This is a genomic window from Rhodopseudomonas sp. BR0M22 (assembly GCF_010907035.1).
GTDB lineage: Bacteria > Pseudomonadota > Alphaproteobacteria > Rhizobiales > Xanthobacteraceae > Rhodopseudomonas.
Map to the genome: position 1 here is coordinate 51,703 of NZ_QUMK01000007.1, position 16,228 is coordinate 67,930.

The window sequence follows — 16,228 nt, forward strand, 5'->3', positions numbered from 1 at the left end:
AGCGTCGACCATGGCCCCGAAATCAACGTTGACGGCTCGCCAACTGGAAGCACTCGGCGCGCCGCGTCTGGCCGAACTGCTGTTGGCGATCACCGCCAACGACGCTCCAGCAAAACGGCGGCTCAAGCTGGAGATCACGGCCCTCACCTCGCCGAAGGCGGTCGTCGGCGAAATCGGCAAGAGGCTGGGCCAGATCGCCCGCGCGCAAAGCCTGCTGGAAGGGCCCAAAGTCAAGGAGCTCGCCGCAGACCTGGAGGCGCAACGTCGCACGATTGTCAACCACGTCGCCGCCAACGATCCCGCGGCGGCACAGGATCTGATGTGGCAGTTGGTCGACATGGCAAACGATGTCTTGCAGCGCAGCTACGACAGCAACGGCCTCCTGTTCCAGATCTTCGTCGATGCGATCCGCGATCTCGGGCCACTCGCACAAGCCACACAGTCCGATCCGATCGCCTTGGCCGAACGAGCTTTCAAGACACTCGAAGAGAGCCTCTACGACCAGGAGGAGGATCTGATCGAGTCGCTCGGCCCGGCGCTCGGGAGAGCCGGTCTCGACCATCTGAAGCAGCGGCTGATCGAGCTGTCAAAACAGCCTGTGCAACTGCCTGCCGACGAGGACCGGACGGTGATCGGCTTGGGATCAGGGGGCCCGATCTACCTCGATCAGATCATGTCCTCCCGCCGTGAACAGATGATCGCCGCGAGCCTCCGAACCGTCGCCGATGTCCAGGGCGATGTCGACTCCTACATTGCCCAGTACAGCATCGAAGCGCGGAAGAGTCCCGGGATCGCCGCGGAGCTCGCGCGGCGGCTGCTGGCCGCCGGTCGTGCCGACGAGGCGCTGAGGATCGTGGACGATGCGAAGTCGCGTCCATCCAGATTTCCCGATTTCGATTGGGAGGATGCGCGGATCGAAGTCCTCGACGCACTGGGCCGGCACGACCAAGCGCAGACCGCGCGGTGGTCGTGTTTCGAGCGGTTCCTGAGCGTCGACCATCTGCGCGCTTATCTCAAACGCCTACCGGATTTCGACGACGTCGAAGCCGAACGACGCGCGCTGGACTATGTCGAGCGGTTCGATCATTTGCTGCCGGCCCTGGACTTTCTCGTGGCGTGGCCCGCGCTGGATCGCGCCGCCCGACTGGTGACCCGGCGCGCCAAAGAACTCGACGGCAATCACTACGAACTTCTCTCCCCGGCAGCCGATGCGCTCGCCGGCAAATATCCGCTCGCCGCGACGCTGGCGCTGCGGGCGATGATCGACTTCACTTTGGTCCAGGGCCGCTCAGCCCGCTACCGCCATGCCGCGCGGCATCTGTTGGAATGCGAGAGCCTGTCCGGCGCAATCTCGGACTTCAGCGGCTTCGAAAGCCACGTCACCTACAAGACTCGCCTGCGAGCGGAGCACAGCCGCAAGACCGGCTTCTGGAGCCTTCTCTCCTGAGACGGGGCCGGCGCGGCGACGTCGCAACTACTTCCGGAACGTCTTGATCTCCGACACGCTGCCGTCGCGGTAAGTCAGCTCGACTGAGACCGACTTCACGGTCGACGGCAGCTTGAAATACGGCGTAGCGCTGCTCGGGATCGCGATCGGGTCGCGCATGTCGCAGGCCGGCATCTTCAGCACCTTGTCGGGCACTGCGCTGTCGATGCCGATCCGCGCCTCACGGATCGCGCAGCGATACGACATCAAATGCGTATAGTAGACCAACAGGCCGTTGTAGTCGCGGAACGACAACCAGCTCGTCGCGGTCATGTCGAGGATCTTGCGCTGGTCGCGTAGCAACGCCGCTTCGGGCTCGAACTTGATCGGAAACGGGCCCTGCAATTCGCCGTTGGCATCGACGTAACGCACTTCGATGGTCGACGCCGGGGCGTCCGCTGGCAGTTGGATCGACGGGTTCGGCAATCGCTTGCGGGTGCGCGGGTCGAGCGCATCCATGAATCCGGTTTCGCGGAACTCGCTTTCGCCAACCATCCGCCATGAGATGCCGAGCGTCGGATCGGCGATCGAGAAAACCACGGTCCAGCCGCCATTGTGCCGCGAGAAGCTGGCGATCGGCGCATTCAGGCTTTCGGAGGTCGGCGGTTTCAGAGGCGCCACCGGCGGCAGCGCGGCAACCTTCTCGGGCACCTGACTCGGTTGAGCCAAGCTGTTGGCGGCCGCCTTGGGCGGTCCGTTGAGGAACACGTCATCGACCATCTGGTCGAAATACACCGGCACCTGCTTGTGCCCGATCTGCTCGGCCAGTTCACTGACAGTGCGACGGGTGCGTTGCGCGACCTGCACCAGGTTCTCACCGGGATCGAGCAACTGCTTGACGAAGACACGGGTGAACACCGAGTTCGGGTTACTATCTGTGTCCGACAGCCGATCGAGCGCGGTCTGGCGCGGACCGGCGGAGAAGATCGAGAACACGCCCTCCGGCAGCGCTGTCATCGGCGCCAATCCGCCGCGCCCGGCCAGCGCGCGCACGCCGCGACGCTCGAACGGATTGTTGCGGCAGGCGTCGAGCACCAGAATGGCGGTCCGGGCGCCGCGGTTCTGCAACCGGTCGACGATGCGATCGGCCATGATCGAGGCGTCGCGTACCAGCTCCTCCTGCCCTTCCGTTGCGGCCGGCACGTCGACCGGCAGCAGGAAATTCTGACCGGCGATCTCGAATCCGTGGCCGGCATAGAAGAAGAACGCGGTGTCCCCCGGCTCGATCATGGAATCGAATGCCAAAAGGCTCTGGCTGAAACCGGCACGCGTTTGGTTCTCCGCCACCATCACCTGAAAGCCGAGCGTCCGCAGCGCATCGCCCATGGCGCGCGCGTCGTTGACCGCCTTCTGCAGTTTGGGAACCTTGCGATAATCGTCATTGCCGATCACCAGCGCGACCCGCTTGGCAGCCTCGGCCGGCGCACACCAGATCAGCACCGCGGCGATCAGACCGACCGCCGATATCCCGCGCGCACGCAGCGATCGCATTCCCAGTTCCCCGATGAGCCATACGGCCGGATCGGGCCGCCTGCCCCATAGTCGACCAAAATGCGGGCCGGGTTCAACCCGCTTCGCCAGTGCGGCCAGCGATGCGAGACGACTGAATGACAAAAAGAAAGCGCGGGCCCCATCGAAGAGGCCCGCGCCGGTTCGAATGGATGCGCCGCTCAAGCCGCGCGTACAGTTTCGAGGAACTTGCCGACTTCCATCTTCAGGCGATTGCTGTCGTTGGCGAGGGATTGCGCTGCCGACAACACCTGCGTCGATGCGGAGCCGGTCTCGCTGGCGCCGCGCTGCACGTCGACCACACCCGAAGAGACCTGCTGGGTGCCGAGCGCCGCCTGCTGGACGTTGCGGGAAATCTCCTGGGTCGCAGCCCCCTGCTCCTCCACCGCGGAGGCGATCGTCGAAGCGATCTCAGACATCTTGGCGATGGTGGCGCCGATCTCGCGGATCGCATTCACCGACTCGTTGGTCGCAAGCTGGATGCCTCCGATCTGCTGACTGATTTCGCCGGTCGCCTTGGCGGTCTGCTCGGCGAGCGCCTTCACCTCCGCCGCGACCACGGCAAAACCACGGCCGGCCTCGCCGGCGCGCGCCGCCTCGATCGTAGCGTTGAGCGCCAGCAGGTTGGTCTGGCCGGCGATGGTGTTGATCAGTTCGACCACATCACCGATCCGCGTGGCAGCCTGCGACAGCTCCGCGACCCGCTCGTTGGTGCGTTGCGCCTGGGTCACCGCCTCCTGTGCGATGCGCGCAGAATCCTGAACCTGACGGCTGATCTCGGTCACCGAAGAGGCCATCTCCTCAGTCGCGGACGCAACCGACTGGACATTCGCAGATGCCTGCTCCGAAGCCGCCGCCACCGAGGTCGTGACCTCCTGCGAGCGGTGGGCGTTCGAGGTCAGTGTCGTGGCCGAGGCTTCAAGTTCGGTGGAGGCCGACGACACGGTCTGGATCACCTCGCCCACGGCGGCCTCGAAGTTGTGAGCGAGCCTCTCCATCTCCTGCTTGCGCTGCGCGGCGAGCGCACGGTCCTGCGCGGCCTTGGCGGCTACATCCTGACGCGTCTTCTCCTCGAGCATCAGCTTGATGCCCTCGACGGCGCGCGCGGTTTCGCCAATTTCGTCCTTGCGGTCGACGCCTGTCATCTCGACGGACTCGCCCTTCGCCATCCGCTGCAGCAGCCCCACCAGCGACCCCATCGGCTTGGCGACACCGTACTGGCCGACGACGAAGCCGAGCAACAGGCCGAAGACCACGCCGACCGCGGTGACCGTCATCATCATCCGCGACGTCTGATCGTAAAGAACGCTTGCGTCCTTGGCCATTCCGTCGGCGCGGACCGTCAGACGGTTCGCGACTTCACGCATCGCAGTCTGCAGTTCGTTCGACTTCTCGACGCTGCGCATCATCGAATCGAGCAGCATCTCGCGCGACTGCTGCTTTCCGGAAATGACGGCATCGACCATTCGCAGCGTGTCCTCAGCCTCGCTCCGATAAGCCTTCAATTTCGCCAGCACGTTCGGGATCATCGCACGCGCTTGCTCGTCGCGCGTCTTGCCGAGCTCCTCGACCCGCTCGGTCAGCGTGGCGAGGTTCTCATCGACGACCTTGCGCGCACGGCGGAGCGACTCGGCGTTCGGATCAATCGCCGCGATGAATTCGCCGCGGCTGATCGCAAGCACGTTCTGATTGGCGCGGGCCGCCAGCAGCGCGCGCTTGGAGGCCCGATTCATATCGTCCGAGCCGGCGTTGAGCGTCTCCATCGCGCTCATCGCCACCCAGGTCAGCGAAACCGCAACCAATGACAGCAGAACCACGATGAACAGTATCTTTGTAATGATCCGAAATCGCGCCAGGATGGCCATGATGTCCCCCGTTTTCGTCGCTCCCCGCCTGGCGAAAGCCAGCCCCCAGACGAGCGACGCGGGCATTGTTCCTCGAAAATGGTAATATGGTGTATGTACATTCCAGTGCAGAACGGACGATAGTGAGCAGCCCACCTCGGGGTTTTCTCGAGATGAGAACTTTTTCCTGCTCTTCGATTCATTGGCCTTTGCAGATCATTTGCGAGAGTGGATGGCGCCCGAAGACCCAAGACGATTGTTGCAAGGCTTCGAGATTCAACATGCCGATGATCCGGCGACCGCTTACGAGATCGCGCGCGAACACTACGGCTGCGAACTCGGCACCTCGCCGCGCGAGGGGTTCCGGACCAGCACGACTTGCGCGCAGCTCCCGAACCTCTTGTTGCTGGTTTCAGCCACATCGCTGCCGGTCCGGCTGCTCACCAAGAGCAGCAGGATGCTGCACTTACATCTGTGCCGAAGCGGCCACTGCACCCTGACTGACGGCGAGCGCCGGTTCGAGATCGGCAAAGACCAAGCTCTGATATGCTCGCCCGGGCGACCGGCTCTGCTCGACTTCAGCGCCGACTACGAAGAGTTGGTGTTGCGCGTTCCACCGGCCATGCTGAAGCGCGTACTCGCTTCGCTGCTGGGCTTCGTACCTCGTGGCCACCTCGTCTTCGAGCCGAACGTTGCGACCGACACCCCGCACTTTTCAGGTCTGCGAGAATTGCTGATGCTGCTGGCCGGCACGCTCGATCCGGAGTTCTCGGTGTGGCCGAGAGCCGCCCTCACCCGGCTGGAGCAAGCCTGCGTCGTGTCACTGCTGTACTGCAGCCAGCACAATTTCAGTGACCTGCTGACCAGCCCCGCGACCAAAGCCGTTCCGAAGATCATCCTCGACGCCGAGCATCTTGCCGATAGCGCTGCCGAATCCCGCGTCGACGTCGAACAGATGGCAAAGACCGCCGGCGTGAGCACATCCACCCTGACGCGGGCCTTTCTGAAATCGCGCGGCTACACGCCGGCGGCCTACGCCAAACGTGCCAAGCTCAATCACGCCAAGATGCTGCTGGAGACCGGCGCAGCCACCACGCTGATCGGGGTCGCGCTCCGCTGCGGGTTCGCCAATTCCAGCCGTTTTGCCCAGGATTACCGGGAAACATTCGGGGAATCGCCGATCGAAACGCTGCGCCGGAGCCGCCCCGGCCGCAGCCCCGACCCGCAGAAACATTAAGCTATTTCAGCCGTTTCATGCGCCAGCGCATTGACTTTGGCCGATTCCGGCCTATGTTCCGCCCGTGATGCGGCCCTGTATTGCGACGAGCAATACCCGATTGAGCCGCCTGTCCGCGATCCGACTTCCCCGTGCACGATTGCTAGCCGCTCCGGGGTTGAGCTGGACAGTGATTTTCGAAGAATCCATGCGGCGGTTCGATTTAGTGGCGTGCCCCCGAGTTCCGGCCGAAGGCGTTAGGACCAGGCCGCGCCCCGACAACAGAGGCTCGATGTCTTTTTCCAATCTGGGACTTTCCGAGAAGGTCCAAGCCGCCGTCGCCGCCGCCGGTTACGTTTCGCCCACTCCCATTCAACAGCAGGCGATCCCCCACGTCCTCGCCCGCAAGGACGTCCTCGGCATCGCCCAGACCGGCACCGGCAAGACCGCCGCGTTCGTGCTGCCGATGCTGACGATGCTGGAAAAGGGCCGCGCCCGGGCGCGGATGCCGCGAACGCTGATCCTCGAACCGACCCGCGAGCTCGCCGCCCAGGTCAAAGAACAATTCGACAAATACGGCGCCGGCCAGAAACTGAACGTGGCGCTTCTGATCGGCGGCGTATCGTTCGGCGATCAGGATCTCAAACTGACCCGCGGCGTCGATGTGCTGATCGCCACTCCGGGCCGCCTGCTCGACCACACCGAACGCGGCGGCCTGCTGCTCACCGGCGTCGAGATGCTGATCATCGACGAAGCCGACCGGATGCTCGACATGGGCTTCATCCCGGACATCGAGCGGATCTGCAAGCTGGTCCCCTTCACCCGGCAGACCCTGTTCTTCACCGCGACGATGCCGACCGAAATTCGGCGCATCACCGAAACCTTCCTGCACAATCCTGAAAAGGTCGAGGTCAGCAAGCCGGCCTCCACCGCCGTCACCGTGACGCAGTCACAGGTGCCGTGCGGCCGCGAGCCGCACGAGAAGCGCGAGACGCTGCGCCGGCTGATCCGGGCCGCCACCGATCTGAAGAACGCGATTATCTTCTGTAACCGCAAGCGCGAGGTCGCTCTCCTGGCGAAGTCGTTGCAGCGTCACGGCTTCAGCGTCGGCGCACTGCACGGCGACATGGACCAGACCGCCCGGACGGCCGCCCTTGAGGCGTTCCGCAAAGGCGACCTGCCGATCCTGGTCGCTTCCGACGTCGCCGCCCGCGGCCTCGATATTCCGGAAGTGAGCCACGTCTTCAACTTCGACGTCCCGCATCATCCGGACGACTACGTTCACCGCATCGGTCGCACCGGCCGCGCCGGCCGCACCGGCACCGCGATGACCATCGTCGCGCCGTCGGATCAGAAATCGATGGCTGCGGTCGAAAAACTGATCGGTCAGGCGATCCCGCGCGCCGAGGCCGACTCTGCGGTGGACGCCGAACTCACTGCCGAGCCCGAGACCGAACGTCCGGCACGTTCGCGCCGCGCCGCGCCTGAAGGCCGCCATCGTGAGCCGCGCCGCGAGAACCGCGAACCGCGCGAACGCAAGCCGCGGCGCGAACCGCGGAGCGCCCCCCCTGCTGCACCGGCCACCCACGCCTCGTTCGGCTCGGCGCCGCCGGCCCGCGACACGTCGTCTGAAGCTGGCGATCACTCGCACCTGCCGGCGTTCTTGTTGCGCCCCGTGCGCGCGCGGGGCTGACCTGCGCTTGGAACCTGAAGGCGTTTAACCACGCCTTCACCCACCGACCTTAGGTTCACGCCGTTTCAGGGCGATGCGTTGAGAAACGCCGGATCGGAGGGTGGCTGGTGGCCGCTAAGCAGGACGACCACAACCGCACCATGGCCTATGCCGAGGTCGCTCTCTCCCAGATCAAGGCGCTCCGACAAAGCGCGGCTCCGCGCAACTACGAGATCTGGTACATCTACGCAACCGGCCATAATCCGGCGCTGAACAAGGCGATCAACGACACGCTGACACAGCGCGGTCGCCTCAGCGACGCCGATCTCGACCAACTCTACGACGATTACTTGTCGCAAGGGCAGACGACCGACCGGATCGACCGGATCGGCGAACGGGTCGCCAGCGAGGTCGACGACATCATGGTGTTGCTCGCCGAGACGCTCGGCAGCACAGCCAGCTTCGGCGAAAATCTCCGCGGCGAAAGCGACAAGCTGTCGACCGCTACGGACAACGACCAGATCAAGGCGATCGTCGAGCGACTGGTGTCGGCGACCCGCGAGATGCAGCGGACCAATACTGCGCTGGAAGAGCGGCTGTCGCATTCCAAGCAGGAGATCGCCAACCTTCAGGTCAGCCTGGAAGCGATCCGCGCCGAGAGCCTGACCGATCCGCTGACCGGCCTCGGCAACCGCAAGCATTTCGACCGCGCCGTCGCAGAGGCGATCCGCAGCGCGACTGCCGGCAGTCAACCGTTGTCGCTGCTGATGATCGATATCGATCACTTCAAGTCGTTCAACGACACCTACGGTCATCTCACCGGCGACCAAGTGCTGCGACTGGTCGGGACGACGTTGAAGCAGAGCATCAAGGGACAGGACTTCACGGCACGCTACGGCGGCGAAGAGTTCGCGGTGGTGCTACCGAATACGCCGCTGCGGCAGGCGATCATCGTGGCCGACAATATCCGCCGGCTGGTGATGTCGAAGGAGCTGAAGAAGAAGTCGACCGGCGAAAACCTCGGCCGGGTGACGCTGTCGGTCGGGGCATCGACACTGAAGCCGGGCGACAACGCCGAAGCGCTGATCGAACGCGCCGACGCGTGCCTCTACGCCGCCAAGCGCAACGGCCGCAACCGCGTGATCTGCGAGACCGATCCGGAATTCTGCAATGTCGACTCCGCGAAGGTTGCGTAACCAACCTCCGAGTCTGGCGGTCGATTCCTGTGCATCGAGAGCTGTCATCGTCGGATAGCGCCGACGATGACGCTCCCTATACTTTCCCAGCGCTAGGCCGGCGTGGCCGCGGCCGCGGCGACCGCCGGCTTGCGGCTGAGCACGAGGTAGAGACCACCGGCGACCAGCGTGCCGACAAGCCAACTGAGGTCCGCGCCGCCGAGCAGGTGGACCGCGATCGGTCCCTTGAAAGCGGGCAGTAACCCGTTCTGGAACAGCCAGCCGGCGATCAGGCCCACGAAAAACGACGCGATGCCGGGCCAGTTCACGTCACCATAGACGCTGGTCGTCGGCGATTTGTAGAGTTCGGCAACGTCCACCACGCCTTTGCGCCGGATGTAGAAATCGGCCAGGACGACTCCGGCGAACGGGCTCAACCACATGATCAGGCCGATCATCCAGTGGTCGAAGGCCTGAGCGAAGTTCGGCGCAAACACGAAGTAGAACGTGACGAGATAGCCCGCCCCACCGACGATCAAGGCGAGCACGATACGCGGCACCCGTAGCCCCATGCTGAGCAGAGCGAGCGATGCGGAATAGACGTTGAGAATGTTAGTGGCGATCGGCCCGTGCAGCACGAGGGCGAGCACAAGGACCGCCATCGGGCCACCGAACACCGCGCTCACCATCTTGGCGGGATCGGCATCATTGGTGACGCTGGAGATCGTCGCACCGAGAATGCCGAGCCAGACCACCGGCAGATACATGCCGGCGAAGCTGTACCAGAAGACAGCGGTCGACGATTCGGTGGTTCGCACGAAGCGCGAATAGTCCGACGCCCAGGTGACCCAGGAGATGCCCCAGCCGACCCCGATGGCGGCCGTCAGCAACGTCATCATCGCGTAGCGCTCGCCCGGAGCCAGCGGGCTCGCGAGGTTCCAATTCACCACTCCTGGCTGCGTCCACGCAGCGACACTGATCACGACCATGATCACCACAGTCGCCGGAACGGTGTACTTCTCGAAGGTCCGAATGGCGTAGAAGCCGTAAGTGCCGATTCCGATCTGCAGCGCCATGATGATCGTCATCACGATGAGGTTCGGAGCCGCGGTGTCCGGAACGCCGAACTGGCCGAGGATGCCCATCGAGATCTTCACCGGGAAGTAGGTGTTCACTCCGATCCAGCCAAGCGTCATCAGAAAAACCAGCGCTGCCGGCAGATAAGCCCCGCGCCGGCCGAACGCGGCGCGGCTGAGGACCATTTGATTGACACCCGTCTTGTGCCCCATCACCGTGAACAAGGCGAACAGCGCGCACCCGACGAGATTGCCGAGCACAATGACGCCAATGACGTCCCAGATGCCGAGCTTGAGGATAATTCCGAGCGCACCGAGCGCCCAGTTAATCGGAGCGATGTTGGCGCCCGCCCAGATCCACATCTGTTGAGCGCCGGTCGAATCCCGATCAGCAGCCGGGATCGGCTCGATCGCATGATCGTCAAGTCGTAGTTCGGTTTTCGCCATCTGCTTTCCCTCGGTCTTTCGCCGCGAACACGCAATGTGGGCGCGGTGCCCCTCTGTCCCGCTGGCGCTCTCGTGCCGGCAAGGCTCCGTTCCGTTGCAATGGAAGCACCTGGTATCCGAGCCGGCGCGTAATCCACGCGTCTGCTCAGTCAGTTTCTGGCGCGAGGAACTGCCACGCGCCCTCAGTCGCTGGTCTCGATGCCGATGAACGGCATATCGGTTCGTGCGTGATGGTGCGGTCGCAAATGCCACCTCGGGCGGCAACTCCACCCTCCGCAAATGGGAAGTACACTTCGTATCCCCCCCTCCACTTGCACGGTTCGTGCCAGACGCGGAGAGGGCTTGAACAGCGGTGATTGCCCCGGCGCATGCCGGATTCCTGCCCGCCGTGAAGGCAAGTGCTGCCCGCCTGTGCGGGCGAGGCCACAGAACTGTCCGGAACTAATTCACCGCAGCCATCGGGCCGATCGCGGCGTGCATTCGAGGTAAGAATGATCCAAAAAGATGTAGCTGCCCGGAGCAAGCCCTTTCACGACGGGCTGTTGGCGACATCACCGCGGAGCTAACCGCCGCTTACTTCTGCGGCATGCGCTTCGATGCACCAGGAGCTCCCAGCCTTTTGCTGTCGGCGGCTCGGCTGACAGATCGCCTCGCTGTCCCGGTGGGCGCGGCCGTGGTGGTCTTCGCTTTCGTCTTGGCCGTCTTGGTCTTCTTTTTCTCGAGCACCGTGCTCTTGGCGGAAGATGTCGCCGCGCGCCTCTTCGGCTTCCGCAGCTTGGCCAGCGCGGCGCGCTCGGCTGCGGCCAGCGCGGCGCGGGACCATTCAGCCAGTTCGTCGGGCTCGTCGAGCAGCCGTTCCGGCAACCGCCAATACGAGGCGACCGTCACGGTCCGCTCGCGGGTCGTATAAGAGAACGGTTGCGAGCCTTCGCCCTCGAACCTTGCGATCGTCGCATCGTCCGTGCGCAGATAGATCGCGTCGCGGATCACCAGCGCGAAGGTGACGCCGTCCGCCGAGATGCCGAAGCCGGAGAACATTCGGCGGATCGTCACCGGGCCGAACGGCGCGAACAGGTCGGCGAGAAATTCACGGTCCATGGCGGCTCGCAGCGCTGACGGATCTGGCGGCGCGCCTGGCGCGCCGCCGACCAGCATAGCCGTGAACGCGCCGGATGCGCTTACTTTTTCGCCGGCGCGTAGAACGTGCCGTCGATCTCGGCAATGTCGCCCTGGTCGAGCGCCGGCACCTGCAGCACGGTGCGCGGCGGATACGGGCCGTCGCCCCAGATGTCCTTCTGCACCTTGTTGACCACCGGCCGATACTTGGCGACGTCGGTCACGAACACGGTCAGCCGCACCGCATCATGCTTGGTCGCACCGGCCGCTTCGGCGGCCGCCAGCATATTGTCGAACATCTGCCGGACCCGCGCCTCTTCGCCGTCCACCATCTTGCCGGTGACGCGGTCGGTGCCACGCATGCCGCCGATGAAAACGAAATCGCCGGCACGCGCGCCGATGCTCCAGGTGCCGCTCGGCGTGATCGTCTTGTCGGTCGGCGCGATGATCTTCACCGCGCTGGATTCGGCGAACGCCAGCGACGGCATGGCAACGGCGAGGACGGCGGCAGCGAACAACGTGCGCGTAGAGCCCTTCATGGCAGAATCTCCTTTTGAGGGTGGGACGATGGGGCAGTACGACGGCGCTGCCAGAACGGCGCATCGGAAAAGCGCGGCTCGGCGGCGTACATCGCCTGTTGGGTGACGAGGTGCTGCGCGATTCCTTGCAAGTAATCGCGTTCGTAGGCATCGGCGCGCTCACGCTCGCCATTGGTCAGCGTCAGCGCGGCCTCGGCGGCCGCTATCCCGCTCCACAGCGCAGTGGCGAGACCATTGGCACCGAGCGGATCGAGCGCCGCGGCGGCATCGCCGGCGCGCAGGATGCGCCCCTCGATCAGTCTGCTGGCCGTGACGGTCGCGGCAGGCGCGACCTGGGGCGGCTGAAGTGCAGCCGTGACATCGAGACCCAGGCTGTGCAGTCGCGGCGCGATCGCGATGGTGGACGCTGCGAGGCCCGTCCAGTTCGTGCCGTCCTGCGCGGCGCCGGGTGGAAGCAGATCCGTATCGGTGAACAAGCCGAGCATCATCCGGCGGCCCGGCAACGGGGACATGTACCACCAGCCGAGCGCGACGGCTTCGATCAGAGCTGCCATGGCGGGCTCGGTATCGTCCGGCAGGTCGAGCACTCGCCACACCGCAACAAGACGGTCGGTACGGCGGCGCCCTGCGGTCGTGCCCGACGAAACCGCCGCGCGACCGCTGCAATCGATGGCCGCATCGGCGAACACGACACGGCCATCGCCGAGTTCGAGGACCACTCCGTCGCAGTGGTGCACCAACATGGTGACGATGATCGGATGGGACTCGATCGAATCGCTGTGTAGCTTGGCCCGCATCCGACGCTCGAAGCTGGCACGGTCGATGTGCCAACCGCCCTCGCCTTGCGCGGCACGCCGCAAGGTCGCGTCGCCCCAGACCGAGAACCGCCCCTCGCTCGGCAGCGCTGTTTCAGCGTTCAGCAGGTCGGCCCAATCCAGCTGATCGAGCAAGGCCGCGGCCGACGGCGACAAGGTTTCGCCGCGGCTGATCACGTCGCGATCCGGAGCGATCAAGAGCGGCCGTCGCCCAGCCAGCATCACACTGCGGGCGGCGGCAAGCGCCGCCACCCCTGTGCCGATCACGGCAATCCGGCCCATCGAGATCAGCGCGGCAGCGTCGGCGCCGCAATGTCCATCGAACCGCGCTGGACTTCGACATAGAGTTGGTCAGGCACGCCGGGCAGTCCCTTCGGACCGGGGCGCCGAACGACGACCCCCATCTGGGTCCACAGCTCGATCATCCGGCGCAGACCATCGGTGTAGCCGGCCTCGACGTGCAGGCCGATACCGGCCGCGCCGCGCGCCCACGGCACCCGCGTGTGATAGAACCGCAGCCGCTCCTCCTCGGTCAGGTCGTTCCGCATCATCTGCTGATAGAACGCCTCGGGCAGCACATCGACCGGCAGTAGCGCCGGCCACCACACAGGAGTCGGGAAGCCGCTGGCGGTGAGCACCGCCTGGCAGCTGAACGCATCGCCTTGCCACGGCACACCCATCCAGCGCGTCAGGTCGCCCGGCGCTTGCGGACCGATCGGCTTGCCCTGCTCCGGCTTGTCGGGATTGCCGGCAAACACATTGACCGGATTGAGCTGAAATCCGACGTCCTGGGCCAGGCTCTTGCGATTCGACAACGCGAGGCGGAACGGCAGCTTGGTCTCGTTCGGACCGCGATACAGCTCCTTGTGGCGGATCGGCCAGGTGATTTCGACACCGGGATGGAAGGCACCGCCCGAGCAGGCGTCGAGCGCAGCGCGCGTCATCGCCTCGGGGCGCAGTTCGATCGGCAGATCGTCGAGCGTGCGAACCGAGTCCGCGCTCTTATCAGAGTAGTCGGCCTCGAACTTGCCGTCGGCCCATAGTTCGAGCACGCGATACTGGGTGTGGGTCAACGCCAGCCAGGCGTGCGGGCTGTCCTGATAGTTGACGCCGTCGCCCAGCATGATCGGAATCGCGTAGCCGCGCTGATCACTGCCGTCCGGCTTGCGGAACGCGTCGAACACCTTCTTGCGCTCGGCCTTGGCGTCGGCCCCAGGCTTGGCCAGCGTCTCGATCGTCGCCGGGTTGGACAAATCGCCGATGTCGTTCCAGGCCGCCCCGAGGAACGACGCCGTCGCCACCCACTGCATCGCGCCGGCACGCCGGAGAATCGGCAGCACGTCGCGGCGGAACGAGACCTTGTCGGCCGGGCTCTGCATCTGGCCGAGCGCAACCATCGCCTCGCGCGCGGCGTCGTACAACGTCACGATCGGCTCGAGCTGCGGCGCGAATTTCGGTCCGCAGCACACCACCCAGGCCGGATCGCAGTCCAGCTTCCGGCCGTCGACGGTGACGGTCGCCTTGACCCAGCCGTCGGCCCAATCGTCGTGCCAGCCGTCGTTGTTGGTGAAGTCGCGCACCGGATTCTGCGGCAACGCGGTGCGCGAGACTCCGTCGGCGGCGAACACCAAAAGGCGCCCCTTGTCGTCGGTGCGCAGATGGCCGAGCGAGACGTCGAGCGTCTGCCAGAACCGCCCCTTCATCCGAAACTTGTCGTCGGCCCCGTTGGGGTTGGTCGAGGCGCCGGAGATCTCCAGCTTGCCGCCATCGATGCACAGCATCGCTTCGCGCTTGTCGGCCGGGATGAAAGCATTGCGCTGGGGGCCGGGCACGCCGGGCGCGGTATCGCCACGATCCATCGCATTGACGAAGCCGTACCAGGCGGCCTTGGTGTTGGCGACGTGGACGCTCCAGCTGACACCATCGGCACCGTCCAGCTCGCGGACCACCCGCCCTTGATCGTCGTAGCCGTACAGCCGGAACCGCTGAACCTGCTTCTTGATGCGGCCCTGCTTGTCCTTGAAGCCGCCCTCGGGCTCGTCGAGCAGTCCCGGCACTTCCGGCGCCAGAAACCATTCCTCGGCATTGCCGACCCGGGAGAAGCCGATCGCCGGGAAGATCGCGACCTTGGCGATCTTGGCTCCCTTGGGCGCTGCCGGTTGCGCATGCAGCGGCGAAATCGCTGCCTTCGCGAGCAATGGGCCACCTAGACCGACGGCCGCAGCCCCGAACAAAAAGTCACGGCGTTTCATGCGATCTCCCCTGCAAATGCTTTGCAGGAGAGGTAATCGGCGACGACCTCTTAATTCCCGTTTAATGGATTACGGCAATTGAACACCGTTTACCCAATCGACGGATCTCGCATTCCGCCGACCGGAAAACGCAATGTCGTTCTGTGAAGCGACAGACCCGGCTCAGCCGTCGATCGTCGCCGGCTTCAGCTCGACCGACTCGCCGCAGCCGCAGGCGGAAATCTGGTTCGGGTTGTTGAACACGAACTGCGCCTGCATCCTGTCGGCCTTGTAGTCCATCTCGGTGCCGAGCAGGAACAGCACCGCCTTCGGATCGACCATGATCTTGACGCCCTTGTCCTCGATCACCTCGTCGTTCGGCTTGATGTCGTGGGCGTACTCGACCGTGTAGGACTGCCCGGCACAGCCGCCGTTCTTGATGCCGACGCGCAGACCGAGAATCTCGCTGTCGGCGCGGCCCATCAGTTCCTTCACGCGAATGGCCGCGGCATCGGTGAGCCGCATCACTTGAGGCCGAGGACGTGCCGTAGCCATGGTGTTTCCCACTCCTGTTGCCGGGCCTGCCCGGATACGTTCGCCGCTACATCGGCGACCAGCCGAACCATCAGATAGTTACGCAACCGCCACTTCGAAAGATGTTACCAGTTCCCCACCGTTTGCTGCCTAATGGATCGGCCAGACACCCGGTGTCACAAGTTCCAGCAGGTGACGATCTGGATCACGGAAGTAGATACTCGACCCGCCTCGCGGCCACTCCGTGCGACCTTCGATCGCTACGCCATGCTCCGTCAGGCGCGCTTCCCATTCGCCGAGCTGGTCGCGGTCGACCGACAGCCCAATGTGGATCGGTCCGTTGCCGTCATGCGGCGGGATCGTGCCGCCCGGCAGATTGACCGTTTCCAGAGTACTGCCCCGCTTGAACAGCAGCAGCACGCTGCGACCACCCACGTCGTAAGCACAAAACCGCTGATCGCTCGTCATCGGACTCAGCAGCAGAACGTCCTGGTAGAAACTTCGGGCACGATCGAGGTCGTCGACATACAGCGCCGTTTCGATCACGCCGTTCAAACGCAGAGCCAAT

13 protein-coding genes are annotated in these 16,228 nt (G+C 64.6%); 4 read left to right on the plus strand and 9 right to left on the minus strand.

Annotated features, from left to right (window positions below; all coding sequences use genetic code 11):
* The first annotated feature begins 10 nt into the window (after nt 1-10).
* Nucleotides 11-1,447 carry a DUF6880 family protein gene (locus tag DY468_RS03660; RefSeq protein WP_164602482.1) on the plus strand — a complete coding sequence of 479 codons (1,437 nt, stop codon included), beginning with the start codon at nt 11-13 and terminating at the stop codon, nt 1,445-1,447.
* A gap of 27 nt (nt 1,448-1,474) precedes the next feature.
* On the opposite strand, the gene DY468_RS03665 is transcribed toward DY468_RS03660, so the two are convergent.
* Both DY468_RS03665 and DY468_RS03670 read right to left on the minus strand, forming a co-directional pair.
* A complete protein-coding gene (locus tag DY468_RS03665; protein WP_164602483.1) occupies nt 1,475-2,977 on the minus strand; it encodes a caspase family protein in 1,503 nt (500 codons plus the stop codon).
* Nucleotides 2,978-3,156: 179 nt separating this feature from the next.
* Complete coding sequence (locus DY468_RS03670; RefSeq protein ID WP_164602485.1) at nt 3,157-4,860, minus strand: methyl-accepting chemotaxis protein; 1,704 nt, start codon at nt 4,858-4,860, stop codon at nt 3,157-3,159.
* Between the two features lie 211 nt (nt 4,861-5,071).
* Here DY468_RS03670 and DY468_RS03675 point away from each other — a divergent pair, with 211 nt between their 5' ends.
* The 3 genes from DY468_RS03675 (at nt 5,072) to DY468_RS03685 (ending at nt 8,923) form a co-directional block, all read left to right on the plus strand.
* The gene (locus tag DY468_RS03675; RefSeq protein WP_164602487.1) at nt 5,072-6,076 is read left to right on the plus strand and encodes a helix-turn-helix transcriptional regulator; all 1,005 of its coding nucleotides are present in this window, start codon (nt 5,072-5,074) and stop codon (nt 6,074-6,076) included.
* Nucleotides 6,077-6,347: 271 nt separating this feature from the next.
* On the plus strand, nt 6,348-7,748 hold the full coding sequence (locus DY468_RS03680) for a DEAD/DEAH box helicase (RefSeq protein ID WP_164602489.1): 1,401 nt from the start codon (nt 6,348-6,350) through the stop codon (nt 7,746-7,748).
* A 140-nt stretch (nt 7,749-7,888) separates the two neighbouring features.
* Complete coding sequence (locus DY468_RS03685; protein ID WP_205511897.1) at nt 7,889-8,923, plus strand: GGDEF domain-containing protein; 1,035 nt, start codon at nt 7,889-7,891, stop codon at nt 8,921-8,923.
* Nucleotides 8,924-9,015: 92 nt separating this feature from the next.
* Here the strand turns inward: DY468_RS03685 and DY468_RS03690 are convergent, their stop codons facing one another.
* The 7 genes from DY468_RS03690 to DY468_RS03720 form a co-directional block, all read right to left on the minus strand.
* The gene (locus DY468_RS03690) at nt 9,016-10,689 is read right to left on the minus strand and encodes a purine-cytosine permease family protein (protein ID WP_246700872.1); all 1,674 of its coding nucleotides are present in this window, start codon (nt 10,687-10,689) and stop codon (nt 9,016-9,018) included.
* A 309-nt stretch (nt 10,690-10,998) separates the two neighbouring features.
* Entirely contained in the window at nt 10,999-11,523 is a 525-nt protein-coding gene (locus DY468_RS03695) for a TfoX/Sxy family protein (RefSeq protein WP_164602493.1), read from the minus strand.
* An 80-nt stretch (nt 11,524-11,603) separates the two neighbouring features.
* Nucleotides 11,604-12,080, minus strand: coding sequence for a RidA family protein (locus DY468_RS03700; protein WP_164602495.1), 477 nt, complete (start codon nt 12,078-12,080; stop codon nt 11,604-11,606).
* Nucleotides 12,077-13,177, minus strand: coding sequence for an NAD(P)/FAD-dependent oxidoreductase (locus DY468_RS03705; RefSeq protein ID WP_164602497.1), 1,101 nt, complete (start codon nt 13,175-13,177; stop codon nt 12,077-12,079). Before DY468_RS03705 ends, DY468_RS03700 begins: the two co-directional genes overlap by 4 nt.
* 5 nt (nt 13,178-13,182) lie before the next feature.
* The gene (goxA, locus tag DY468_RS03710) at nt 13,183-15,147 is read right to left on the minus strand and encodes a CTQ-dependent glycine oxidase GoxA (protein ID WP_164602498.1); all 1,965 of its coding nucleotides are present in this window, start codon (nt 15,145-15,147) and stop codon (nt 13,183-13,185) included.
* Between the two features lie 162 nt (nt 15,148-15,309).
* Complete coding sequence (gene sufA / locus DY468_RS03715; RefSeq protein ID WP_164602500.1) at nt 15,310-15,681, minus strand: Fe-S cluster assembly scaffold SufA; 372 nt, start codon at nt 15,679-15,681, stop codon at nt 15,310-15,312.
* A 129-nt stretch (nt 15,682-15,810) separates the two neighbouring features.
* The gene (locus DY468_RS03720; RefSeq protein ID WP_164602502.1) at nt 15,811-16,227 is read right to left on the minus strand and encodes a VOC family protein; all 417 of its coding nucleotides are present in this window, start codon (nt 16,225-16,227) and stop codon (nt 15,811-15,813) included.
* Nucleotide 16,228: the final 1 nt, after the last annotated feature.

Coding starts and splice junctions, on each gene's coding strand:
- DY468_RS03660 (WP_164602482.1), top strand. CDS start 11: ATGGCCCCGAAATCAACGTTGACGGCTCGCCAACTGGAAGCACTCGGC.
- DY468_RS03665 (WP_164602483.1), bottom strand. CDS start 2,977: ATGCGATCGCTGCGTGCGCGCGGGATATCGGCGGTCGGTCTGATCGCC.
- DY468_RS03670 (WP_164602485.1), bottom strand. CDS start 4,860: ATGGCCATCCTGGCGCGATTTCGGATCATTACAAAGATACTGTTCATC.
- DY468_RS03675 (WP_164602487.1), top strand. CDS start 5,072: ATGGCGCCCGAAGACCCAAGACGATTGTTGCAAGGCTTCGAGATTCAA.
- DY468_RS03680 (WP_164602489.1), top strand. CDS start 6,348: ATGTCTTTTTCCAATCTGGGACTTTCCGAGAAGGTCCAAGCCGCCGTC.
- DY468_RS03685 (WP_205511897.1), top strand. CDS start 7,889: ATGGCCTATGCCGAGGTCGCTCTCTCCCAGATCAAGGCGCTCCGACAA.
- DY468_RS03695 (WP_164602493.1), bottom strand. CDS start 11,523: ATGGACCGTGAATTTCTCGCCGACCTGTTCGCGCCGTTCGGCCCGGTG.
- DY468_RS03700 (WP_164602495.1), bottom strand. CDS start 12,080: ATGAAGGGCTCTACGCGCACGTTGTTCGCTGCCGCCGTCCTCGCCGTT.
- DY468_RS03705 (WP_164602497.1), bottom strand. CDS start 13,177: ATGGGCCGGATTGCCGTGATCGGCACAGGGGTGGCGGCGCTTGCCGCC.
- goxA (WP_164602498.1), bottom strand. CDS start 15,147: ATGAAACGCCGTGACTTTTTGTTCGGGGCTGCGGCCGTCGGTCTAGGT.
- sufA (WP_164602500.1), bottom strand. CDS start 15,681: ATGGCTACGGCACGTCCTCGGCCTCAAGTGATGCGGCTCACCGATGCC.